The organism is Streptomyces guryensis (genome assembly GCF_021261325.1).
Lineage (GTDB): Bacteria > Actinomycetota > Actinomycetes > Streptomycetales > Streptomycetaceae > Streptomyces > Streptomyces guryensis.
Genome location: NZ_JAJSBI010000017.1, coordinates 151390 through 170532, shown reverse-complemented (window position 1 = coordinate 170532; position 19143 = coordinate 151390). Strand labels below are relative to the sequence as shown.

Annotated in this window: 12 protein-coding genes and 1 pseudogene; 7 read left to right on the top strand and 6 right to left on the bottom strand. The window is 71.6% G+C overall.

What is annotated here, in order from left to right; translation table 11 throughout:
* Positions 1-143: 143 nt before the first annotated feature.
* The 5 genes and pseudogenes from LJ657_RS30025 to LJ657_RS30005 all read right to left on the bottom strand — a co-directional run bounded on the left by LJ657_RS30025 (position 144) and on the right by LJ657_RS30005 (position 8823).
* Positions 144-1391 carry an SGNH/GDSL hydrolase family protein gene (locus tag LJ657_RS30025; RefSeq protein WP_232651973.1) on the bottom strand — a complete coding sequence of 416 codons (1248 nt, stop codon included), beginning with the start codon at positions 1389-1391 and terminating at the stop codon, positions 144-146.
* Positions 1388-3755, bottom strand: a pseudogene (locus LJ657_RS30020) (glycosyl hydrolase family 95 catalytic domain-containing protein). The gene LJ657_RS30025 and the pseudogene LJ657_RS30020 overlap by 4 nt, the downstream one beginning before the upstream one ends.
* A 20-nt stretch (positions 3756-3775) precedes the next feature.
* Complete coding sequence (locus LJ657_RS30015) at positions 3776-5575, bottom strand: alpha-galactosidase D (RefSeq protein ID WP_232651972.1); 1800 nt, start codon at positions 5573-5575, stop codon at positions 3776-3778.
* Between the two features lie 26 nt (positions 5576-5601).
* A complete protein-coding gene (locus LJ657_RS30010; protein WP_232651971.1) occupies positions 5602-6789 on the bottom strand; it encodes an ROK family transcriptional regulator in 1188 nt (395 codons plus the stop codon).
* Between the two features lie 231 nt (positions 6790-7020).
* A complete protein-coding gene (locus LJ657_RS30005) occupies positions 7021-8823 on the bottom strand; it encodes a M4 family metallopeptidase (RefSeq protein WP_232651970.1) in 1803 nt (600 codons plus the stop codon).
* 247 nt (positions 8824-9070) lie between these two features.
* On the opposite strand from LJ657_RS30005, the gene LJ657_RS30000 reads away from it, so the two are divergent.
* The 7 genes from LJ657_RS30000 (at position 9071) to LJ657_RS29970 (ending at position 17694) form a co-directional block, all read left to right on the top strand.
* Positions 9071-10282: a serine hydrolase domain-containing protein gene (locus LJ657_RS30000; RefSeq protein ID WP_232651969.1), complete on the top strand. Its 1212-nt coding sequence runs from the start codon at positions 9071-9073 to the stop codon at positions 10280-10282.
* An 81-nt stretch (positions 10283-10363) separates the two neighbouring features.
* The gene (locus LJ657_RS29995) at positions 10364-11845 is read left to right on the top strand and encodes a CAP domain-containing protein (protein ID WP_232652009.1); all 1482 of its coding nucleotides are present in this window, start codon (positions 10364-10366) and stop codon (positions 11843-11845) included.
* A gap of 64 nt (positions 11846-11909) precedes the next feature.
* Positions 11910-12587 carry an AIM24 family protein gene (locus LJ657_RS29990; RefSeq protein ID WP_232651968.1) on the top strand — a complete coding sequence of 226 codons (678 nt, stop codon included), beginning with the start codon at positions 11910-11912 and terminating at the stop codon, positions 12585-12587.
* 194 nt (positions 12588-12781) lie between these two features.
* Positions 12782-13822 carry a tetratricopeptide repeat protein gene (locus LJ657_RS29985; RefSeq protein WP_232651967.1) on the top strand — a complete coding sequence of 347 codons (1041 nt, stop codon included), beginning with the start codon at positions 12782-12784 and terminating at the stop codon, positions 13820-13822.
* Positions 13819-14856, top strand: coding sequence for a polyprenyl synthetase family protein (locus LJ657_RS29980; RefSeq protein ID WP_232651966.1), 1038 nt, complete (start codon positions 13819-13821; stop codon positions 14854-14856). The genes LJ657_RS29985 and LJ657_RS29980 overlap by 4 nt, the downstream gene beginning before the upstream one ends.
* A 140-nt stretch (positions 14857-14996) precedes the next feature.
* The gene (locus tag LJ657_RS29975; RefSeq protein WP_232651965.1) at positions 14997-15956 is read left to right on the top strand and encodes a threonine/serine dehydratase family protein; all 960 of its coding nucleotides are present in this window, start codon (positions 14997-14999) and stop codon (positions 15954-15956) included.
* Positions 15957-16059: 103 nt separating this feature from the next.
* Positions 16060-17694, top strand: a complete 1635-nt coding sequence (locus LJ657_RS29970) for a serine/threonine protein kinase (protein WP_232651964.1) — start codon at positions 16060-16062, stop codon at positions 17692-17694.
* Here LJ657_RS29970 and LJ657_RS29965 read toward each other — a convergent pair.
* Positions 17686-19131, bottom strand: a complete 1446-nt coding sequence (locus tag LJ657_RS29965; protein ID WP_232651963.1) for a serine hydrolase domain-containing protein — start codon at positions 19129-19131, stop codon at positions 17686-17688. The genes LJ657_RS29970 and LJ657_RS29965 overlap by 9 nt on opposite strands.
* Positions 19132-19143: the final 12 nt, after the last annotated feature.

The following is a 19143-nucleotide window of genomic DNA, read 5'->3' as shown; positions in this document are numbered from 1 at the left end:
GACCAGCCGCTACCGCGGCGGGCGGCAATGAGGGGCGGCGCGTGACGGCAACGCGGCCAGGCTCCCTCCGTACCTCTGAGGCAGTGGGGAGTGCGTGCCAGACCCCGCGACGCCGAGGTGATCCAAACGGCAGGGACCGGACCTCAGCCGCCGGGGTGCCGCGCCGCGCAGTCGAGGCTCTTCAGGTCGACGGCGTCGGCCATGGCCTGCATGCCCTTGTCGTTGGGGTGCAGATGGTCGCCGCCGTCGAAGACGGGAAGGACGCGCTCGGGGTCGTAGGGGCTGCGCAGGATGCGGTCGAAGTCGGTGACGGCGTCGAACTCGCCGCTGCCGCGGATGAACCGGTTCACTTCCCCGCGCACCTTCTCGCCGGCCGGGTCCCATTCCGGCCAGCCCTTGAACGGGGCGACGGTCGCGCCGACGACGCACTTCCCGGCCGCATGCACCCGCTCGACGATCTCGCGGTAGCCGGCGATCAGGTCCTGGGCGGTGACTCCGGTATGGGCCTTGAGGTCGTTGACGCCCTCGAAGAGGAAGACGGTGCGGACGCCCGGCTGGGACAGGACGTCGCGCTGCAGTCGCTTCAGGGCGCTCTGACCGCCGCCGTCCGCGAGGACCTGGTTGCCGGAGATCCCCTCGTTCGCCACGCCTTTGACATGGAGGCCCGCGGACCGCAGCCGGCGGGCGAGGTAGTCGGGCCAGCGGCGGTCGAGGCCGGTGGTGGACTGCCAGCCGTCGGTGATGGAGTCGCCCAGGGCCACGACCGCCGCGGTGCCGGCGGGCGGGCGTACGGAGACGGCGTCCAGGTAGAACCAGGAGCCGGTCGTCTGCGTCCAGTGCGCGGCGCCCTCCTCGGCGGTGTGGTCGCCCTCGGTCGTGTAGGAGGTCTGCAGGGCCATCCAGTGACCTGTGGCGGGTCCGGCCGCGTCCGGTGAGTGGATGCTGACCACGAGGTCGCTCGCGGCGGGGAGTCTGACGGGCAGCGGGTCGCTGAGGGCGGCGGCACCTGCGGGCACGGTCACGGAGCGGGCGCCGCCGAAGGTCAGCCGGTGATTGCTCCCGGGGACCAGTGCGGCGCCCTCCTGCCGCAGACCGGCGTAGACGCTGTCGAAGGTGACCGGCCGGTCCCCGAAGGCGTTGGAAAGCCGGATCTGCGGGTCGCTTCCGGCCGCGCTGGTGTGGACGACGAGCCGGTAGCCCCGGTCGGCGGCCGAGTCGCCCATGCGGGCGGCGCTCGCCCCCCAGGTGACGACCTCACCGCGGCCCGTGGGCGCCCCCACCACGGTGAACCGGGGCTGGTCGGCGGACGCGTGCACCGGCGTGGCCTGGAAGGCACCGGCCAGCAGCAGGAGGGCGCCGAGTCGTCCGGCGCGGGCGAGACGGGCCGTCACCGGTCGAAGTCCTTCAGCGTGACGGAGCCGCCGGGTTCGAGGCTCACGGACCGTGACGTGCCGCCGTAAGCCACTGTCGTGGTGCGGCCGCCCACGCTGCGGATGCGTGCCTCGGTCGGCTTCCCGTCCTGCCAGCGCAGGTCGACGACGAAGCCTCCGCGGGCCCCTACGCCCTTCACCGAGCCCGCCTTCGCCCAGGCGCCGGGGAGCGCGGGCAGCAGCTCCAGGTGGCCCGGGCGGGAGTAGAGGAGCATCTCGATCACGGCGGCCGGTGTGCCGAAGTTGGCGTCGATCTGGAAGACGCCGTAGCCCTGTCCCAGTTCGTAGATGTCGAAGAGGTTGGCGGCGGTGCCGTTGCTGCCGTCGGTCGAGGGGCGGAGGTTGTTGACGATCAGCCGGTAGGCGTTCTCGGCGTTCTTGAGGCGGGCCCAGCACAGGCTGCGCCAGGCGTTGGCCCAACCGAAGCTGTTCATACCGCGCGCGGTGAGCAGCGCGGTGGCGCCGGCCACGATGCCGGCCGGGGTCGAGCCGTCGGGTCGGATGCGGTCACCGGGGAAGAGGCCGATCAGGGGCGACAGGTGCCGGTGGGTGGTTTCGCCGAGGTTGTCGGGTGACATCCACTCCTCCAGCCAGCCGGTCTTCGGGCTCACCTGCGGGAGATACAGCCGTTTGCGGAGACCGGAAACGGCAGCCGCGTATGCATTGTCGCACTTGAGTTCGGCCGCCGCAGTGCAGTAGTGGCCGAACAGCGCCCACACCAGTTCCTGCGCGTAGGTGATCCCCTTGGCATCGAGCGGCCCCTGCTCCGGCGACCAGTCGCTGTCGGCGATCAGGACCTCGCGTGAGGTGCCCGGGAGGGTGGTGGTGAGCAGTCGTGCCTCCCAGAACTCGCAGGCGCCTTTGAGGAGAGGGTAGATCTTCTCCAGATGGGACCGCGAACGTGTGAACTCGTAGTGGTCCCAGAGTGTGTTGCACAGCCAGGCGTTGCCCGCGGGGTGCCACCACCAGCCGCCTCCACCGTAGGGGTTCGTGGAGATGGCGACCGTCCAGCCGGCATTCCTGCCACTGGAGTTGCGGTAGCGGTTGCGCGAGTCGTTGAACAGGCGGCGGGTCAGGTCGGTCCACGACGGGAGCTGGGCGACGCAGTAGTCGGTGAACGCGTCGAAGCAGGCGGAAAGCCCGGCCCGGTCGGCCATCCAGTAGTTCATCTGGATGTTGATGTCGGTGTGGTAGTCGCCCATCCAGGCCGGGTCGTTGCCGTCGAGCCACAGCCCCTGGAGGCCCATCGGCAGGCTGCCGCGCGACCCGGAGATCATCAGGTAACGGCCGAACTGCACGTACGCGGCTTCGAGTTCGGGGTCGGGGTCGCCGCTCCCGGTCCGGGCCTTGATCCGCTCCCAGGTGTCCAGGGAGCGCTGCTCGGCGGAGGACGTGCCGAGCGAGAGGTCGAACGTCTCGAACAGCGCGCGATGGTCGGCGACATGCGTGCCGCAGCAGGGTGTCGGCCGAGTGGGCGGCCGCGTTGCGGACCTTGGTGCGCGCCAGCCGCTCGGGGTCGAGGGAGGGGTCGCGATAGCCCTTGGCCGCGTCCGGCGCGTAGTTGGTGCCGCCGCTCACCATCACGGTGAGGTCCTTGCAGCCGGCGAAGGCGATCTGCGAGCCGCTGACCGTGACGCGGCCACCGCCGCCGTGGGCGGTGACGGCGGCTCCGTACTTCAGCCCGTTGGGGAACGCGGCACCGAAGGCCACCGAGGCGCCCTCGCCGTGCGTGCCCTCCAGCGTGACGGTCCCGGTGTAGCGGCCGCCTCCGCTCTGGGTGAAGTGGAGGACGATCACGTCGTCGGGGCGGCTGGCGAAGATCCGCCGCTCGTAGGTCACGCGTGAGCGGACGTACGACGTGGTCACCACGCCTGTGGCGAGATCGAGGGTGCGGCGGTAGCCGGAGACGGCGCCGAGATCGTGGTCGGGGATGTCGACCGCGAGCCGCCCGAGCAGCGTGAAGGAGCCGAAGTCATCACGTCCGTAGGGGAATTGGCCGTCCGCGTCCAGTTCGTCGTTGAGACATCCGGTCCACAGGGTGGCGTCGGTGAGAAGGAGGAGTTCACGGCCGGGGTCGTTGCCCACGAGGGCGCCGAGGCGGCCGTTGCCGACGGGGAGCCCCTGTTCGATCATGGAGTTGCCGTCGGCCGGGGCCTGCCACCACAGCGTGTCGGATGAACCGCCGTCGTACGAGGCCGGGTCGACGGGTCTTTGCGGCGCCGCCGAGGCGGTGAAGGCAGGGAGGGCGGCCAGGGCCGCTCCCGTGGTCGCGGCGAGGGCGATGAGATTGCGTCTGTGCAGCAGGTGGGACGGGTCGGTGGTCATGGCGGCTCCTGGTGGGTCGTTCAGGACGACTTCGGTACGTCGATCCGGTCGATGTCCGGCGCGTAGCTGTTGCCGCTGTCGAAGGTGATCGTGTTGGAGCCCGACTTGAGGGTCAACGGCACGCTGACCGTTTCGGCCGTTCCCCAGTCGCCGGTGGACGGGAACCTGTGACTGGTGGCGCCGCCCCCGTCGGCGGAGATGGCGACCGAACGGGCGTCGCCGCTGACGTAGGCGATCTTCACCTGGTAGGTGCCGGCCTTGTCGACGACGACGTCCTGGAAGCTGAGTTTTCCGCCGAGGTAGAGGTTGCCGACCTTGTGGCCGCCCGAGCAGGCGGAGCAGTCGGCGACGGAGGCGTTTCCGGCAAGGGTGTTCGACGGCGACTCGGCCTCGTAGCCGGTGGTGGTGAGCGGGCTGCCGTGCGGGGTGACGGTGAACAGTCGGGAGCCGTGGGCGGGCAGCGCCTGGGCGACCTTGTCCATGTAGGTGCCGAGGTTCTCGTGGTTCCACAGGTCGCGCACGGCGGCCTTGCCGGTGAAGCCGAGCAAGGCCCAGGAGGCGGAGACGGTGGCGGGGCTGTCGGCGAGGTTGAACAGGGCGACGGTGTAGGTGCCGTCGGGGTTCTTCGCAGCCCATACCTGCTGCGGGTCGGAGGGGGTGATCGGGCGCGCGGGCGGGGTGTCGCCCTGGTTGAGCGCGATGACCTCCTTGTTGGTCAGCAGGGAGACGCCGTATGAGTCGAGGCGGGTGAGGTCGTCGCCGGTGAAGAGGGGCGACTTGGCGATGGCCCACAGGGTGGCGTAGCTCTGCCGCTCGGCCTTGGTCAGGCCGTCCATGGCGCCGTTGCCGACATCGAGGGAGTCGAGGTCGTTCCAGCCGCCGGGGCCGGCGTGGCGGGTCCAGCCGGGGGCGTCGTCCCAGCGGTCGTCGACGGAGTTCTCCCAGCTGACGAGGGTGTTGCAGTAGCACTCGACGTCGGTGTCGATGCGCCAGCCCTGGGAGTACTTCTGCCAGTCGGCGGCGTGTCCGATGTCGAGCGACCAGGAGAGTTCCAGGTGGACGGGACGCCCGGTGGCGGCGATCGCCTGGTGCCAGGCGGCGACATCGGCAACGTTGTCGTATTGGTCACCGCTCTTTCCGGAGCCGGGTCCGACGCCGTCGAGCTTGAGGAAGTCGTAGCCCCAGCCCGCGATCAACCGGGCCTGGGAGTCTATGTACTTCTGGGTGCAGGGGCGGGAGAAGTCGAGTTTGTAGGAGCTGTCCCAGCCGTTGGTGGTGCGAAGGTCGCCGTAGACGATGTCGGCCGTGGTGCAGCCGCCGGCGTTCCAGATCGGCGTCTTCCCCTCGCCGTAGGCCTCCTTCTCCAGCCCTGCGGGGAGGTAGATGCCGGCCTTGAGGCCCTTGGCGTGGATGCGGTCGGCCACGGCCTTCATACCGCTGGGGAAGCGCTTCGGGTCGGCCTGCTGTCGGCCGTACCGGTCGTACTCGGGCTTCCAGGTGTTGTCGCGCCACCAGCCGGCGTCGATGTTGACGTAGTCGTAGCCGTACTTCTTCAGCTTGGCGGCCAGGGCGTCGGTCTGCTTGTCGACGTTGGCCTCGGTGAGATAGCTGTAGTCGCCGTCCGGGTTGAGGCCGGGGTACTTGGACGACTGCATGCTCCAACTCGACCAGCCCATATAGGGCTTGGCCGCGGCGACAGACGCGTCGGCGGTGTCCGCGTGGGCCGCGGGCTCGAGGGTGACGGCACCTGCGGCGAGGGCCAGGACCATCACGGTTCTCAGGGTGCGTGCGGGCATGACGGCGTACGAGGGTGACCGCATGGGTCGTACCTCCAGGGGGTGTCGGTTCAGCGGCTCAGGTGCGGGTGATCCGAGGAGATGAAGGACTGGATGGCGGTGGCGGCTGCCCCGCGGGCCCACTCCTCGAAGGGCAGCGGGCGGGTCTGTACGTCGCACCGGGCGGCGGAGCCGAAGGCGGCCGCGGTGAAGGCGTCGCGGATCTGTTCGGCGAACAGGTCGTAGGCGGCTAGCCCCTCGCCGGAGATGATCACGCGTTCGGGGCCGAGGAGGTTGGCGACGGTGGCGATGCCCCGGCCGATGGCCTCGCCCGCCCTGGCGTACACCTCCCGTACTCCGGCGACGCCCTGGTGCGCGAGCCGTACGGCCTCGGTGGCGTCGGCGACCGGGATGCCCGTGGCCTCGCGGATCCGGCTGACGATCGCCGCCTCCCCGGCGATCGCCTCCACGCAGCCGCGGTTGCCGCAGTGGCAGGGCGGGCCGGCCGGGTCGACGGTGACATGGCCGATCTCGCCGGCCACGCCGTGCGCTCCGGCGACGACCCGGCCGTTCACCACGAGCCCGCAGCCGATGCCGGCGCCGACGGTCACCACGGCGAAGTCGGAGAGGCCCGCGCCGGCGCCGAACCACTGCTCGGCGACGGTCAGCGCGCGGACGTCGTTCTCGACGGTGACGGGCAACCCCGTGGTCGTGGCGGCGAGTTCGGCGAGCGGAACGTCCCGCCAGTCGAGGAAGGGCGAGTAGCGGACGGCCCCTTCGGCGCGGTCGACCTCGCCGGAGACGGCGACGCCGAGGCCAAGGACCGGGGCGCCGAAGTCCTCGGCCTCGACGAGCAGTTCGTGCGCCAGTTCCGCCGTGGAGGCCAGCACGGCCCTGGTCGCCCTGTCCGTCAGCGGGACACGCCGGGCGAGGCGGATACGGCAGCACAGGTCGGTCAGCACACCGATGAGTTCCCCGCCGGTCACCTTGACACCGATGAACAGAGCGCGTCCGCCGTCCACACGCACCAGGCTCGCGGGGCGCCCCAGGGCCGGGCGGGCCCCCTCGTCGGCGGCCTCCACCAGGTATCCGTCCGCCAGCAGCGGACGGACGGCCTTGGTGACGGCGGCCGCGGACAGCCCGGCCCGCCGGGCCGCCTCCAGGCGGGTCAGGGGGCCGTGGGACAGGACGGTGGTGAAAATCTGCGAGGCGGCCGGCGTGTGGGCCGGGAACGTCTCGGTGCGGGAGGTCGAGCGCATGGCCGGGAACCTATGGCTCTTATTTTCCGCTGTCAATGAAAGAAACAGGAATCGTCTGAAGGTTGACTGTGAGGTTCCGGTGACCTTCAAATGACCGGCGTGGATCCACTGTTGGCAGCTCATCCGGCGATGTCGGTGCCGGGTCGGTGCCGGAGGGAGGTCGAGCGGAGTGGACCTGATCCGGGCGCCCCACCTGACAGGGGCGCCCGGACCGGTGTCATCGCTCCGCGGTCAGCGGTGCGCGGCCGGAGTGTTGGCCGGGGTGACGTTGACGGCGGCCCAGGCCTGGTCCACCGTCTTGTACTCCGTGCTGTTCGCCCCGTAGAGGTCCTTGGCCGCCTTCAGCGTCGCGTCGCGCGCGTCGTGGAAGTCGGTCGTGGAGACCATGTAGCGGGTCAGGGCCCGGTAGAAGATGGCCGTGGCCTTGGCCCGGCCGATGCCCTTGACCGTCGAGCCGTCATAGGTCGGCGAGTCGTACTTCACGCCGCCGATCGTCTTCTGGCCGCTGCCCTCGGCGAGCAGGTAGTACGCGTGCGAGGAGACGCCGGAGCCGGCGTGCACCTCGGCGTCGTACGCCTCGGGCGACCAGTAGTCGATGGTGCCCTCGAGCCGGTCCAGGGACGGGTGGTCCAGGCGGCGCAGGAACTTCTGGGCCAGGCCCATCTTCTCGCCGATGAGGTAGTCCGGCTTGTCCGACGCGTTGTTCGCGAAGAACTCGACGTTGGAGCCGAAGACGTCGGCGAGTGACTCGTTCAGCGCGCCCGGCTCGCCGTACTGGTTGCCCTCCGCGTCGACGCGGGTGGGCTCCAGCTTGGCGGTGGCGTCCACGACGCCGTGGGTCAGCTCGTGGCCGGAGACGTCCAGGGCGACCAGCGGCTTCTTGAACGTGTCGCCGTCACCGTCACCGTAGAGCATGCAGTCACAGGTCGAGTCCCAGAACGCGTTGGCCACCTTGTTGCCGAAGTGGACCATGGCGCGGGCGCCCTTGCCGTTGTTCTCGATGCCCTTGCGGCCGAAGGTCTTCTTGTAGAAGTCCAGGGTCTCGGTGACGCCGTACTGGGCGTCGGCGGCGGCGGTGTTGCGGCTGGTGACCTTGCCGTTGCCGAAGACGTCGTTGGTGGTGGTGATCTTCTTGCCGCGCGCGAAGTTCTCCAGCTCCTGGCCCTTGGCGTCCCGGGTCTCGGTGCCCCAGCGGGTCGGGTCCTTGAGGAGGTAGGTGGTGCGGGCCGTGCGGGTGGTGGTCAGCGGGACCGTGCCGACGAAGAGGGACTTGCCGGTGCCGTGGGCCGTCGACGGATAGCGGGTGGCACCGGCCGCGGACGAGGCCGACGCGGCCGCGAGTCCGGCCGTCTGCGCACCGGCGCCCGTGGCGGGGTCGAGCTTCTCGCCGCGCTCGCGCAGGGTGTCGAGCAGCGCGGGCGAGAGGAACTCGTCGCTGTCGGGCGTGTTGCTGCGCACCTTGCCGGTGACGGCGTCGATGACGACCGTCCGGGAGCCGCCGCCCTCGGTGGTGCCGCTGTCGCTGACCGGCACCTGGTAGGCGAGGGCCGAGGCGCCGTCACGGGCGTCCACGACGAGTTCGGCGGTACCGGCGTCGCCCTTGGCGGCCGAGGCCGCCTTCTGCTGGGCCTCGGCGGCCGACACCTTGGCGGAGGTGGCGGCGGGCTTGACCGTGTGTCCGGCGGCCCGTGTGACACCCGCGTAGGTCAGCTGCCTGGTCAGGTGGACGACGAGGTCGCCGCCGAGCACCTGCATGCCCTGATGCGCCCGGGTGAACCGGACGTGCCGGGCACCCTCCGGGTCGATCATGACGTCCTCGGCCTGCAGTTCGTCACCCTGGGAGACGCCGGTCGCGGAGGAGTGGGCGAAGGCGGCGGCGCGGGCGGCGGACACCACGGACGCGGCCGAGGTGCCGGCGGTGGCAGCGGTGTGACCCGTCCCCGTGGTGGTGCCGAAGGCGGTGCCGGCCAGGCCCGTGGCGGCCGTCGTCACAGCGACGGCGACCGCCACGCTGCGTATGTGCGGTCTACGCACTGATGAGGGTTCCTTCCTTGCAAGGCGGCCGGGATCACCAACCGCCTTGACGCATGGCTTCGTTGAGCGCCATGGGGGCTGGTCGGGCCCCGGTAAGAAACCCTTTCGGACGAGTCATGTCCATGTAAAGACTAAAATATCGCTTTCCGTGCGATATATGGCAATACTTTGCAAATCCACATCGCTCAGTGATCAGTGGGTGACCAACTGTGCGTCGACTGTGGAGATGTGACGACACGGAAGAAAGTTGCCTCACGTGAATGTGACCCATCTCGCATCCAAGGGCACGGTCCTGGGAACGGTCGTGCTCTCCCTGCTCGCGGTCCCCTCGCACGCCACTCCCGCCGTGCCGCTGCCGAAGCCCGACCTGACCACCCTTCAGGGCCGCCTCGTCACGGCGCTGAAACAGGGCGCACCCGGCGCGATCGCCCGGATCGACGACCGCGGCACCGTCGAAAGGGCCGCCATGGGCGTGGCCGACCACAAGAGCAGACGGTCGATCAGCAACGCCGACCGGTTCCGTATCGGCAGCGTCACCAAGACCTTCACGACCGTGGTGCTGCTGCAACTGGCGGACGAGGGCACGCTGAGGCTCGACGCCCCGGTCGACCGGTATCTGCCGGGACTGCTGCCGGACCGCACGATCACGGTGCGCGAGATTCTGGGCCAGCGGAGCGGCCTGTACGACTACACGAACACCATGTTCGCGAAGACGGTCCCCGGCTTCCAGGAGGTCCGCAACAAGGTCTTCACCTACCGCGAGCTCGTGAAGCGCTCGCTGTGGCACCCCCGCACCAGCGCGCCGGGCGCCGCGTACTCGTACTCCAACACCAACTTCATCGTCGCCGGCATGCTCATCGAGAAGCTGACCGGCCACTCCGTACGGACGGAGTACGAGAACCGCATCTTCAAGCCGCTGAAACTGCGCGACACCTTCTACGTCCACCCCGGCGCCCGGATCCCCGGCCGCCACGCCAGCGGCTATCTCACGCCGGACGAGAAGGGCGCGCCCCTGGTCGACGCCACCGAGCAGACGATGTCGTGGGCCCAGAGCGCGGGCGCGGTCATCTCCACCACACGGGATCTGAACACCTTCCTCTCCGCCCTGCTCGGCGGCCGGCTGACGTCGCCCGCGCAGCTGCGGCAGATGGAGCGCATGGTGCCGGCCGGCACCAACCAGGCGTACGGGCTGGGGCTGCGGCGCCGCGACCTGTCCTGCGGGATCTCGGTGTACGGGCACACGGGCTCCGTCCAGGGCTACTACACGTACGCGTTCGCCACGAAGGACGGCCGGCGCAGCTTCACGGCCGTGGCCACCACGTCCAACAACGTCTCCGTGCTCAACACGATGGTGGGCACGCTGGAGTCCGCCTTCTGCGGGAAGCAGTCGAAGGCACTGCGCGCCGCACCGCCCGTCGAGCGCTACGAGGACATCGCTCCCGGGATCGCCCGGGACTGAGCCGGCGGGAACCCGGCCGCTCCGGTGGACGTTCTCCGGTGGAGTCTTCGAGGCGTGAGCGACGACACCAGGGCGGCGGGGATGAGCGAGTTGGTGCCCGGGGGCAACATGCCCCTGCCGGACGGCGCCGTGACCGTCCGGGTGCCCGGCCCCTTCGATGTGTCCGCGCTGATCACGGACGACGGGGGCAGGGTCCGCGGCGACGGCGACTTCGTGTTCTACAACCAGGCATCCGCCCCGGGCGCCCGACTCGACGGCGGCACTCTCACCGTCGACCCGCCGAGGCTGCGCCCGGGAGCCACCAGGGTCACGGTGGTCGTCAGCCCGGCCGAGCCCGGCACTCCCCTGGGCCGCCTGCCCGCACCCACGCTCCATGTCTCGGCTCCGGGCGGCCGCCCCCTCGCCCGCTTCGCCCCGCCACGCCCGGGGCAGGAGACCGTCCTGCTGCTCGCGGAGATCTACCGGCGGGGCGGCGGCTGGAAGCTGCGGGCGCTGGGGCAGGGCTACGCCGACGGGCTCGCCGGGCTTGCGCGGGACTTCGGCGTGGACGTCCTCGACGACGGGGCCGGGGCGGCGACGGCACACCGGCACCGGCCCAGGTCTGCGACGCGACAGGCACCCGGGAGCCGGGCCACGGCCCCGACACCGGCGTCGCCGCCGACCTCGCCATCCCGAGCCGTTGCCCCGCCGTCACCGCGCACCGGAACCCTGCCGACGTTCTCGTCACCGGCGGCCCCCCGCTCCCACTCCCCCGCCCCGGGCGCGCCCGCCGCCCCGAACTCCACCGATCCGGACGGCTGCCTCGGTCTGGTCAACTCCGCCCGTGCCGCGTCCGGTTCCCCGCCTGTCGCCTTCGACGCCCGCCTGGCATCGGCGGCCCGCGCCCACGCCGGCGCCATGGCCAGGGCAGGCCGCCTCGGTGTGGAGAGCCAGGACGGCGTCTCCGTCCACCAGCGCGTCACGGCCGCCGGATACACGTATCTCACCATCGGCGAGCACCTGGTCTCCGGTCCGCGCACGCCCGCCGAGTTCGTCCAGTACTGCCTGAGCGAGGAGCAGCCCGGCCGCACCCTGTGCGACCCGGACTTCGTGCATGCCGGCCTGGCGTACGTCGGCGACGGCCGGTCGGGGGACGTGTACTGGGCCGCGCTCTGGGCCAGGCCGCTCACTGCGGGCGGCCTGGCGAGCACGGCGGCGCAGGTCGTCGACCTCACCAACCGGGAGCGCGCACGGGCCGGTCTGCCGCCCCTGGCCACCGACCCCCTCCTCACCACCGCGGCACAGGCGCACAGCGTGGACATGGTGGCCCGCGCCTTCTACTCGCACACGTCACCGGAAGGAAGCCGCCCCTGGGACCGGGCCGCCGCCGCGGGTGCGCGACAGCGCTCGATCGGCGAGAACATAGCCTGTGGCCAGCGCTCCCCCGCCGAGGTCGTGGACGGCTGGATGAACAGTCCCGGCCATCGCGCCAACATCCTCAAGCCCGACTTCACGCACATCGGGATCGGTTTCGCGGGCGGCGGCCCTGCAGGCATGTACTGGACCCAGCTGTTCGGCGCCTGACCACCGGGAACCGAACCTCCCCGCGATCTTGGCGGAACGGAATCTTCCGGGACAGGATGCCCGCATGAAGGGTTCCCTTTTCTCCAGCGAGCACATGGTCCAGCCGGCCGCCGCGCCCGGCATGACGATCGAGAACGCCAAGTGCGTCAAATACGCGGTCAACGGCGAGATGCTCGCCCGCCAGGGTGCGATGGTCGCCTACCGCGGCAACCTCCAGTTCGAGCGCAAGGGCCAGGGCGTGGGCGGCATGCTCAAGCGCGCGGTCACCGGGGAGGGGCTGCCGCTGATGGCGGTGCGCGGGCAGGGCGAGGCCTGGTTCGCGCACGAGGCGCAGAACTGTTTCATCGTCGAGGTCGACCCCGGCGACGAGTTCACCGTCAACGGCCGCAACGTCCTGTGTTTCGACGCCTCGTTGTCGTACCGGATCTCGACGGTGAAGGGCGCGGGCATCGCCGGCGGCGGCCTGTTCAACAGTGTCTTCACGGGGCAGGGCAGGCTGGGTCTGGTGTGCGAGGGCAATCCGCTGGTCATCCCGGTCTCGGCGCAGTTCCCGGTGTACGTGGACACGGATGCGGTGGTCGGCTGGACGGCCGGTCTGCAGACCTCGCTGCACCGTTCGCAGTCCATCGGATCGATGCTGCGCGGCGGCAGCGGGGAGGCCGTGCAGCTGATGCTGCAGGGCGACGGGTACGTGGTCGTTCGGCCGAGCGAGGCGACGCCGCAGAAGGCCCAGCAGCACTGAGCCGCATGGAGTTGTCCGCGCCCCACGGAGTGATCCGCGCCCCAGGAGCAACCTCTCCGACGCCGACGACGTCTTGATCTCCAGCAGGTGATGCCCTGGCCCTCTGGGCCGGGGCCCATTTTTCGACGCTCTATACACACCATGTATACATAGAACGTATAGACGGGGTGTATACACACAACCGAAAGGGATCCATGTACGGAAAGGCTTTCGCCCCGGAATACCAGGGCGCCCTGACCACCCTCTCCGTGAATTCCTCACTGCCGGACGTACTGGCCGTCGGCACAAGGGAGTTGAGAGCGGCCGAGCGGGCCGGGCAGCACGGGGAAGTGGCACGGTCCGGGCTCGCGGTGGCCGAGGCACACCGCCGGCTGGGGCAGGTCGCGGACGCCGACCGGGCGTGGAAGGCGAGCTACCGCGCGGCCCGCGCGGCCGGGGACACAGCCGCGATGGCGTGGGCGCTGTGGAGCGGCGGGACCCTGGCCCGGCAGCGCGGCGCCTTCCCACTGGCCCGGCGGCTGCTCGGGCTCGCGGCCGAACTCGGCGAACTGGGCAAAGACGTCGTCGTACGCGGCTACTCGCTGGCGGGACTCGCCGAGACCGGCCGCATCCAGGGCGACTACGAGGCCGTCCGCAGGTTGCACGAGCAGCTGCTGGCGGAGGCCCGGCGGCGCGGCGAGGCGCGGCACACGGTGTGGGCGCTGGAGGGCATCGCGCAGATCCACCGCAACACGGGTGAGTACGACACCGCGTACGACTTGTTCGAGGAGGCGGCCGGGATAGCCGCGCGCGCCGACGACCGGCGCGGGCACGCCTGGGCGCTGCGCGGGCTCGCCGACATCGTGTCCGTGCGGGACGGGGACGTCGAGCGGGCGCTGGGGCTGCTGTCCGAGGCGGAGGCGACGTGCCGGGCGATGAAGCTGTCCAGCGCGCTGGCCTACAACCACAAGATGCGCGGCAACGTCCTGTACCGGGCGGGGCGTTGCGCCGAGGCGCGTGACCTGTACGAGCAGGCGCGCACGGAGTTCCGCGCGATGAGCGAGCCACGCGGGGAGGCACTGGCGCGACTGGGGCTGGCCAAGTCCCTGGCCCGGCTGGGCCGCGACCGCGCCGAGACGGCGACCGAACTCGCCGATCTGGCATGTGAGCTGGAGCGTATCGGGCTGCGGCACGCTCGGGAGATGGTGGCGCGTGCGCAGGAGGAGTTCGGCGTCGAGGCGGAGGCCGTACGGTGACGGCGCTCCCCGAGGCCCTGCGGGCACCGGCCGAGGCTCACCAAGTCCTGGACCGCTGCCGCGAGCTGGTGCGGCCCGCGCTGGTGGAGGCCGTAGGGCGGATGCATCCCTGGGTGGGTGAGATGGCCGCCTACTCCTTCGGCTGGTGCGAGGTGGGCGGCGCGCCGGCCGTCGGGTCCGGCGGGAAGGGCGTGCGCCAGGCGCTGGCCGTGCTCGGCGCCGAGGCGGCGGGCGCGGACGGACGAGCCGGGGTCCCGGCGGCCGTCGCGGTGGAGTTGGTGCACACCTTCTCCCTCCTGCACGACGACATCATGGACGGCGACGCGGCGCGGCGGAGCCGCCCCACCGTCTGGAAGGCGTACGGCACCGGGCCCGCCGTCCTCGCGGGTGACGCGCTGTTCGCGCTGGCCGTCGAGGTTCTCGCCGCGGCACCGGGCGGGCCGCAGGGTGTGCGGCTGCTGTCGGTGGCGCTGGGCGACCTGGTGCGCGGGCAGGCGGACGACCTGCTGTTCGCCACGCGCCCCTGGACGGGACCCGGGCGGGTGCGTCCGGAGGAGTACCGGGCGATGGCCGAGCACAAGACGGGCGCCCTGCTCGGGGGCGCCGCCGCGCTCGGCGCCCTGCTCGGCGGCGCTGCTCCTTCGGTGGTCGACGCCCTCGACCGTGCGGGACGGCACCTCGGGATCGCCTTCCAGGTCGTCGACGACGTCCTGGGCCTGTGGGGCGACCCCACGGTCACCGGGAAGCCCGTCCACGGCGATCTGCGCGAACGGAAGAAGACGTTCCCGGTCCTGGCCGCACTCGACTCCGGCGCCCCCGCATCCCGCCGGCTCGCCGCCCTTCTGGATGCCGGCGGGGAGGTCGGGGATGCGGCGGCACTGATCGAGGCGCTGGGCGGCCGGACGGAGGCGCTGGCCGAGGCACGGGCTCACCTCGCCGCGGTGGAGTCGGCTCTCGCCGACGTGCCCCTGGAGGCACGGCCCGTGGACGAGCTGCGGTCGCTTCTGGAGTATCTGGTACGGCGGGATCTCTGAGAGAGGACGGCGAGGGCAACGGGCGCCGCCGCTCCTCCCCCAACGCGAAACCCCGAACCGTTTGACCAAACACCGTCTCCCGCGTCAGGGTGCGAAGCGGTGCGGGCCCTCCCCTCCCCGTGCCGGAAAGGGTGACTGTCTTGATCGGGATCTCCGAGGTCGAAGCCGCGGCCGAGCGTATCGCCGGGCAGGTGCTGCGTACGCCGACGCTGCCGAGCCCGGGCCTGGCCGCGCTGCTCGGTGCCCCGGTCACCGTCAAGCTGGAGCTGCTGCAGCGCACCGGTTCGTTCAAGGTGCGCGGGGCGACGGCGAAGTTGCTCTCGCTGAGCGCCCGTGAGCGGGCCGCGGGAGTCGTGGCGGTCAGCGGCGGCAACCACGGCATCGCCCTGGCGGTCATGGCCGCCGCCCTCGATGTGAAGGCCACGGTGGTCATGCCGCGCTCGGCCCCCGCCCGTTCGATCGGGATCGCGGAGGCCGCGGGAGCGTCGGTGCGGCTGGCCGACGACATGGCCGAGGCGTTCGCACTGATGAAGCCGCTGCAGGAGGAGGGGCTGACGCTGGTCCATCCCTTCGACGACCCGGTGGTCGTCGCCGGACAGGGCACCGTCGGGCTGGAGTTCGCAGACGACGCGGGGGACGTCACCGACGTGCTCGTCAGCATCGGGGGCGGTGGACTGATCTCCGGTGTCGCGGCGGCGCTGCGGGACCGGCGGCCGGACGTGCGGATCTGGGGTGTGGAGACGGAGGGTGCGCAGGCCATGTCGGAGGCGCTGGCGGCGGGCGGCCCGGTGCCGGTCGCCCTGTCGTCCGTCGTGAGCACGCTCAGCGCACCGTCCGTTTCGCAACTGACCTATGACCATGTGTCCGCGCTGGTCCACGAGGTGCTCGTGGTGCCGGACCGGGAGGCGGTGCGGGGCACGCTCGACCTCGCCGACCATGCCAAGGTGTGGGCCGAACCCGCGGCCGGCTGTCTGCTGCCCGCGGCCCGGCAGGTCCTGGAGCGGGCCGGTGAGGGCGCACGTCTCGGGCTGGTCGTGTGCGGGGGCAACGCGACGCCCGGCGACGTCATGGCGTGGGCGGAACGCTTCGGACTGCGCTGAGTCTCCGGACCCGCGGGCGCCGATGATTTGCGGATCCTTTGAACACACACCGTCGCGCTCCTCGTACCTCTGTGAAAGGTGAGAGCCAGGGGTTCGACGAGGGATGACCATGGTCAAGGCGCATGTCTTCACGCACGAGTTGGTCGCCGGAAGGTACCGGCTCGTCGATGTCGTCCACCAGGAGACCAACCGCATCTGCTGGTACGGCAAGGACGTCAACGTCGGGCGGGCCTACCTCCTCACCCAGATCGCGCTCCCGGACGACCCGGACGGCGAGGCCGCGCCCCGGGCGACGGCCCGCATCATCCGCATGTCCGAGACCATGGGGCTGATGTGTCCCGGCGCGGTCGCGACGGTCGTCGACGCCGTGGAGCAGGACGGCGTCCTGTGGATCGTGACCGAATGGATCGACGGGACACCCCTGGGCGAACTCGTCGCCCAGCAGGGCACGTTCAACTACGTGCGGGCGGCCCGTATCGGGCTGGAGCTGCTCGACGTGCTGGAGGCGGCGCACGGCGAGGGCATCACCCACGGCGAACTCAGCCCGGGCCAGGTGTATGTGCGGGACCGGGGTGGGATCGTGGTCACCGGCTTCGGTCTGGCCGGCGCGACCCTGGCACCGAGGCTCTCCGCGCCCTCGTACGCCTCCCCTGAGCAGGCCCGCGACGAGCGCATCGGGCCCGCGGCCGACCTGTGGGCGCTGGGTGCGATCCTCTACACGATGGTCGAGGGACGCCCGCCGTTCCGGGACCGGGACCGGCCCGAGGCCACCTTGAAGGGCGTGGACCGGCTGCCGCTGCGCACGCCGGTGCACGCCGGGCCCCTCACCGGCACGGTGCAGGGTCTGCTCCGCAAGAACTCCAGGGAGCGGCTGACCCGCGCGGTGGTCCGCGAGGCACTCACCCGCGTCCTGTCCGAGGACCCCGAGACGCTCGCGGACACCGTGGCGCGGCCCCGGCTGCGCGGTGTCTACACCGCCGCCTGCCATGCCGCCCCCGGGTGGAGCAGACGCACCATGGCCATCGGGACCGCGCTGGCCGTCGTCACCGTGACGGCCGCCGTGCTGGCCGCCACCGATCAACTGCCGGGCACCGGCACCTCCGCGACCGACACCGCGCCCCAGCCGTCGGTGTCCGCCACGGCGTCCGCGACGCCGCCGGACAGCCGCACGGACGGCCAGAACCCCAGCCCGTCCGCGTCGTCCCCCACGCCCACGCGGTCGCCGACGACGTCAGCGCCGTCGCCCTCGGCCTCCCCTTCGGCCGGCGCACTGCCGCAGGGCTTCAGCCGCTACACAGCGCCCGAGGGCTTCTCCGTCGCCCTCCCCAAGGGCTGGAAACGGGTGGCCACCTCCCGCGTCGGCGGCCTTTCGACCCGCGTGACCTTCGGCGCGGACGGCGACCCGCGCACCCTCGCGGTCACCTACAGCACCGTGGTGGGCCCCGACCCCGTGGCCGTCTGGCGCGACGACGTCCAACCCCAACTGGAGAAGGACGACGGCTTCCGGCGGATCGGCGAGATCAAGGCGACGACGTACCAGGGGTACAAGGCGGCCGACATGGAGTGGCTCTCCGAGGCCGACGGCACGCGGGTGCGCACCTTCGGGCGCGGCTTCCTGCTCGGCGGCGGACGCGGCTTCTCGCTGCGGTGGACGACTCCGGCCGCCGACTGGGACGACTCCGCGAACCGGCAGGCACTGGACACCTTCCTGCGGACCTTCCGGGTGACGTCAGGCTGAGGCCCGGGGCGCGCGCATCGCGCGCAGCGGGGGGCTGTGCAGCGGGGTGGTGTGCCACCGCGCCGTGAAGGTGCGGTCCGGCAGCGAGCACGTCACGGTCAGCCGGTGCGGTGTCTCCAGGAACAGGACGTCCACGGCCAGGGTGCCCGCGTCGGTCCATCCGCCGCTCACCGCGGTGGGCAGCGGCCCGTCGGTGACGGTCCAGCCGCCCTCCCCGACCCGGAGGTCGAGTTCGTGCCCGTCCTCGGTGAGCCGCAGCGCCCAGCCGTCCGCGCCCACCGTCACCCGGATCCCGGTCAGCTTCGGCCGGTCCGGGCAGACGCCGTCGTACGGCGTGAACTCGGCGCCCGACCAGCTCTGCGCCCGCTCCGGCGGTGCGGGCTTCCCCGCGGCCGGGGGCAGCGCGAGCCGCGTCAGCCGGTCCCGCAGGGCGGTGTCCTCGCGCTCCCGGCCCGGCAGCGGTTCGGGGCCGAGGGCCGGCAGAAGGTGCCGCCAGGCCAGATCGAGCACCCGCTGCATCTGCTGGGTCGCCGCGGTCATGGCGATCACCGCGTCGTGCTCGGGCAGCACCAGGCAGAACTGCCCGTACGCGCCGTCGCCGCGGTAGCCGTGCCGGGAGGTCCAGAACTGGTAGCCGTAGCCCTGCTGCCAGTCCGACTGCGCCCCCGCGGCCGTACCGTCCCCGGTGCCGATGTGCGGGCGCGTGGCCTCGGCGACCCAGCCCTCGGGCAGCAGGCGCCGGCCCTCCCACACCCCGTCCTGCAGATACAGCTGGCCGAGCCGGGCGACTGCGTCCGTGGCGGCGTGCAGCCCGCTGAAGCCGAGTTCGCGGCCGGCCCGGTCGCGCAGCCAGGCCGCCTCGCCCATCCCGAGCGGGTCCAGCAGGCGCGGGCGCAGGTACTCGGTCAGCGGAAGGCCCGTCACACGCTGCACGATCGCGGCAAGGGTGTAGGTCGTGGGCTGGTTGTAGGCGAAGACGGTCCCCGGCTCGCGCTCGGGCGGGAGCAGCAGGAAGCCCCGCACCAGGTCCGCGCGGTCGGTGGCGAGCGCCCGGTCGAGGGTCTCCGCCTCGTGCCCGCTGGCCATGGAGGCCACGTGCCGCACCCGCATCGCGCGACTGCGCGGATCGGTGATGTCGGCCTCGAACTCGGGGAAGTACGAGATCACCGGGTCGTCGAAGCGGAGCAGGCCCTCCCCGGCGGCGATCCCCGCGGCCGTCGCCGTGAAGCTCTTGCTGAGGGAGTACAGCAGGTACGGCCGTTCCGAGGTGTACGGCGCCCACCAGCCGGAGGCCACCAGGTGGCCGTGGCGCATGAGCATCAGGCTGTGCGGCTCGATGTCCGGCGCGGATTCGAGGGCGTCGAGGAAGGCGTGGACGCCGTTGGCGTCGACACCTTGGGCGGCGGGGGTGCTGGAGGGCAGGGGGCGAGCGCTCATGACGGCATCCTT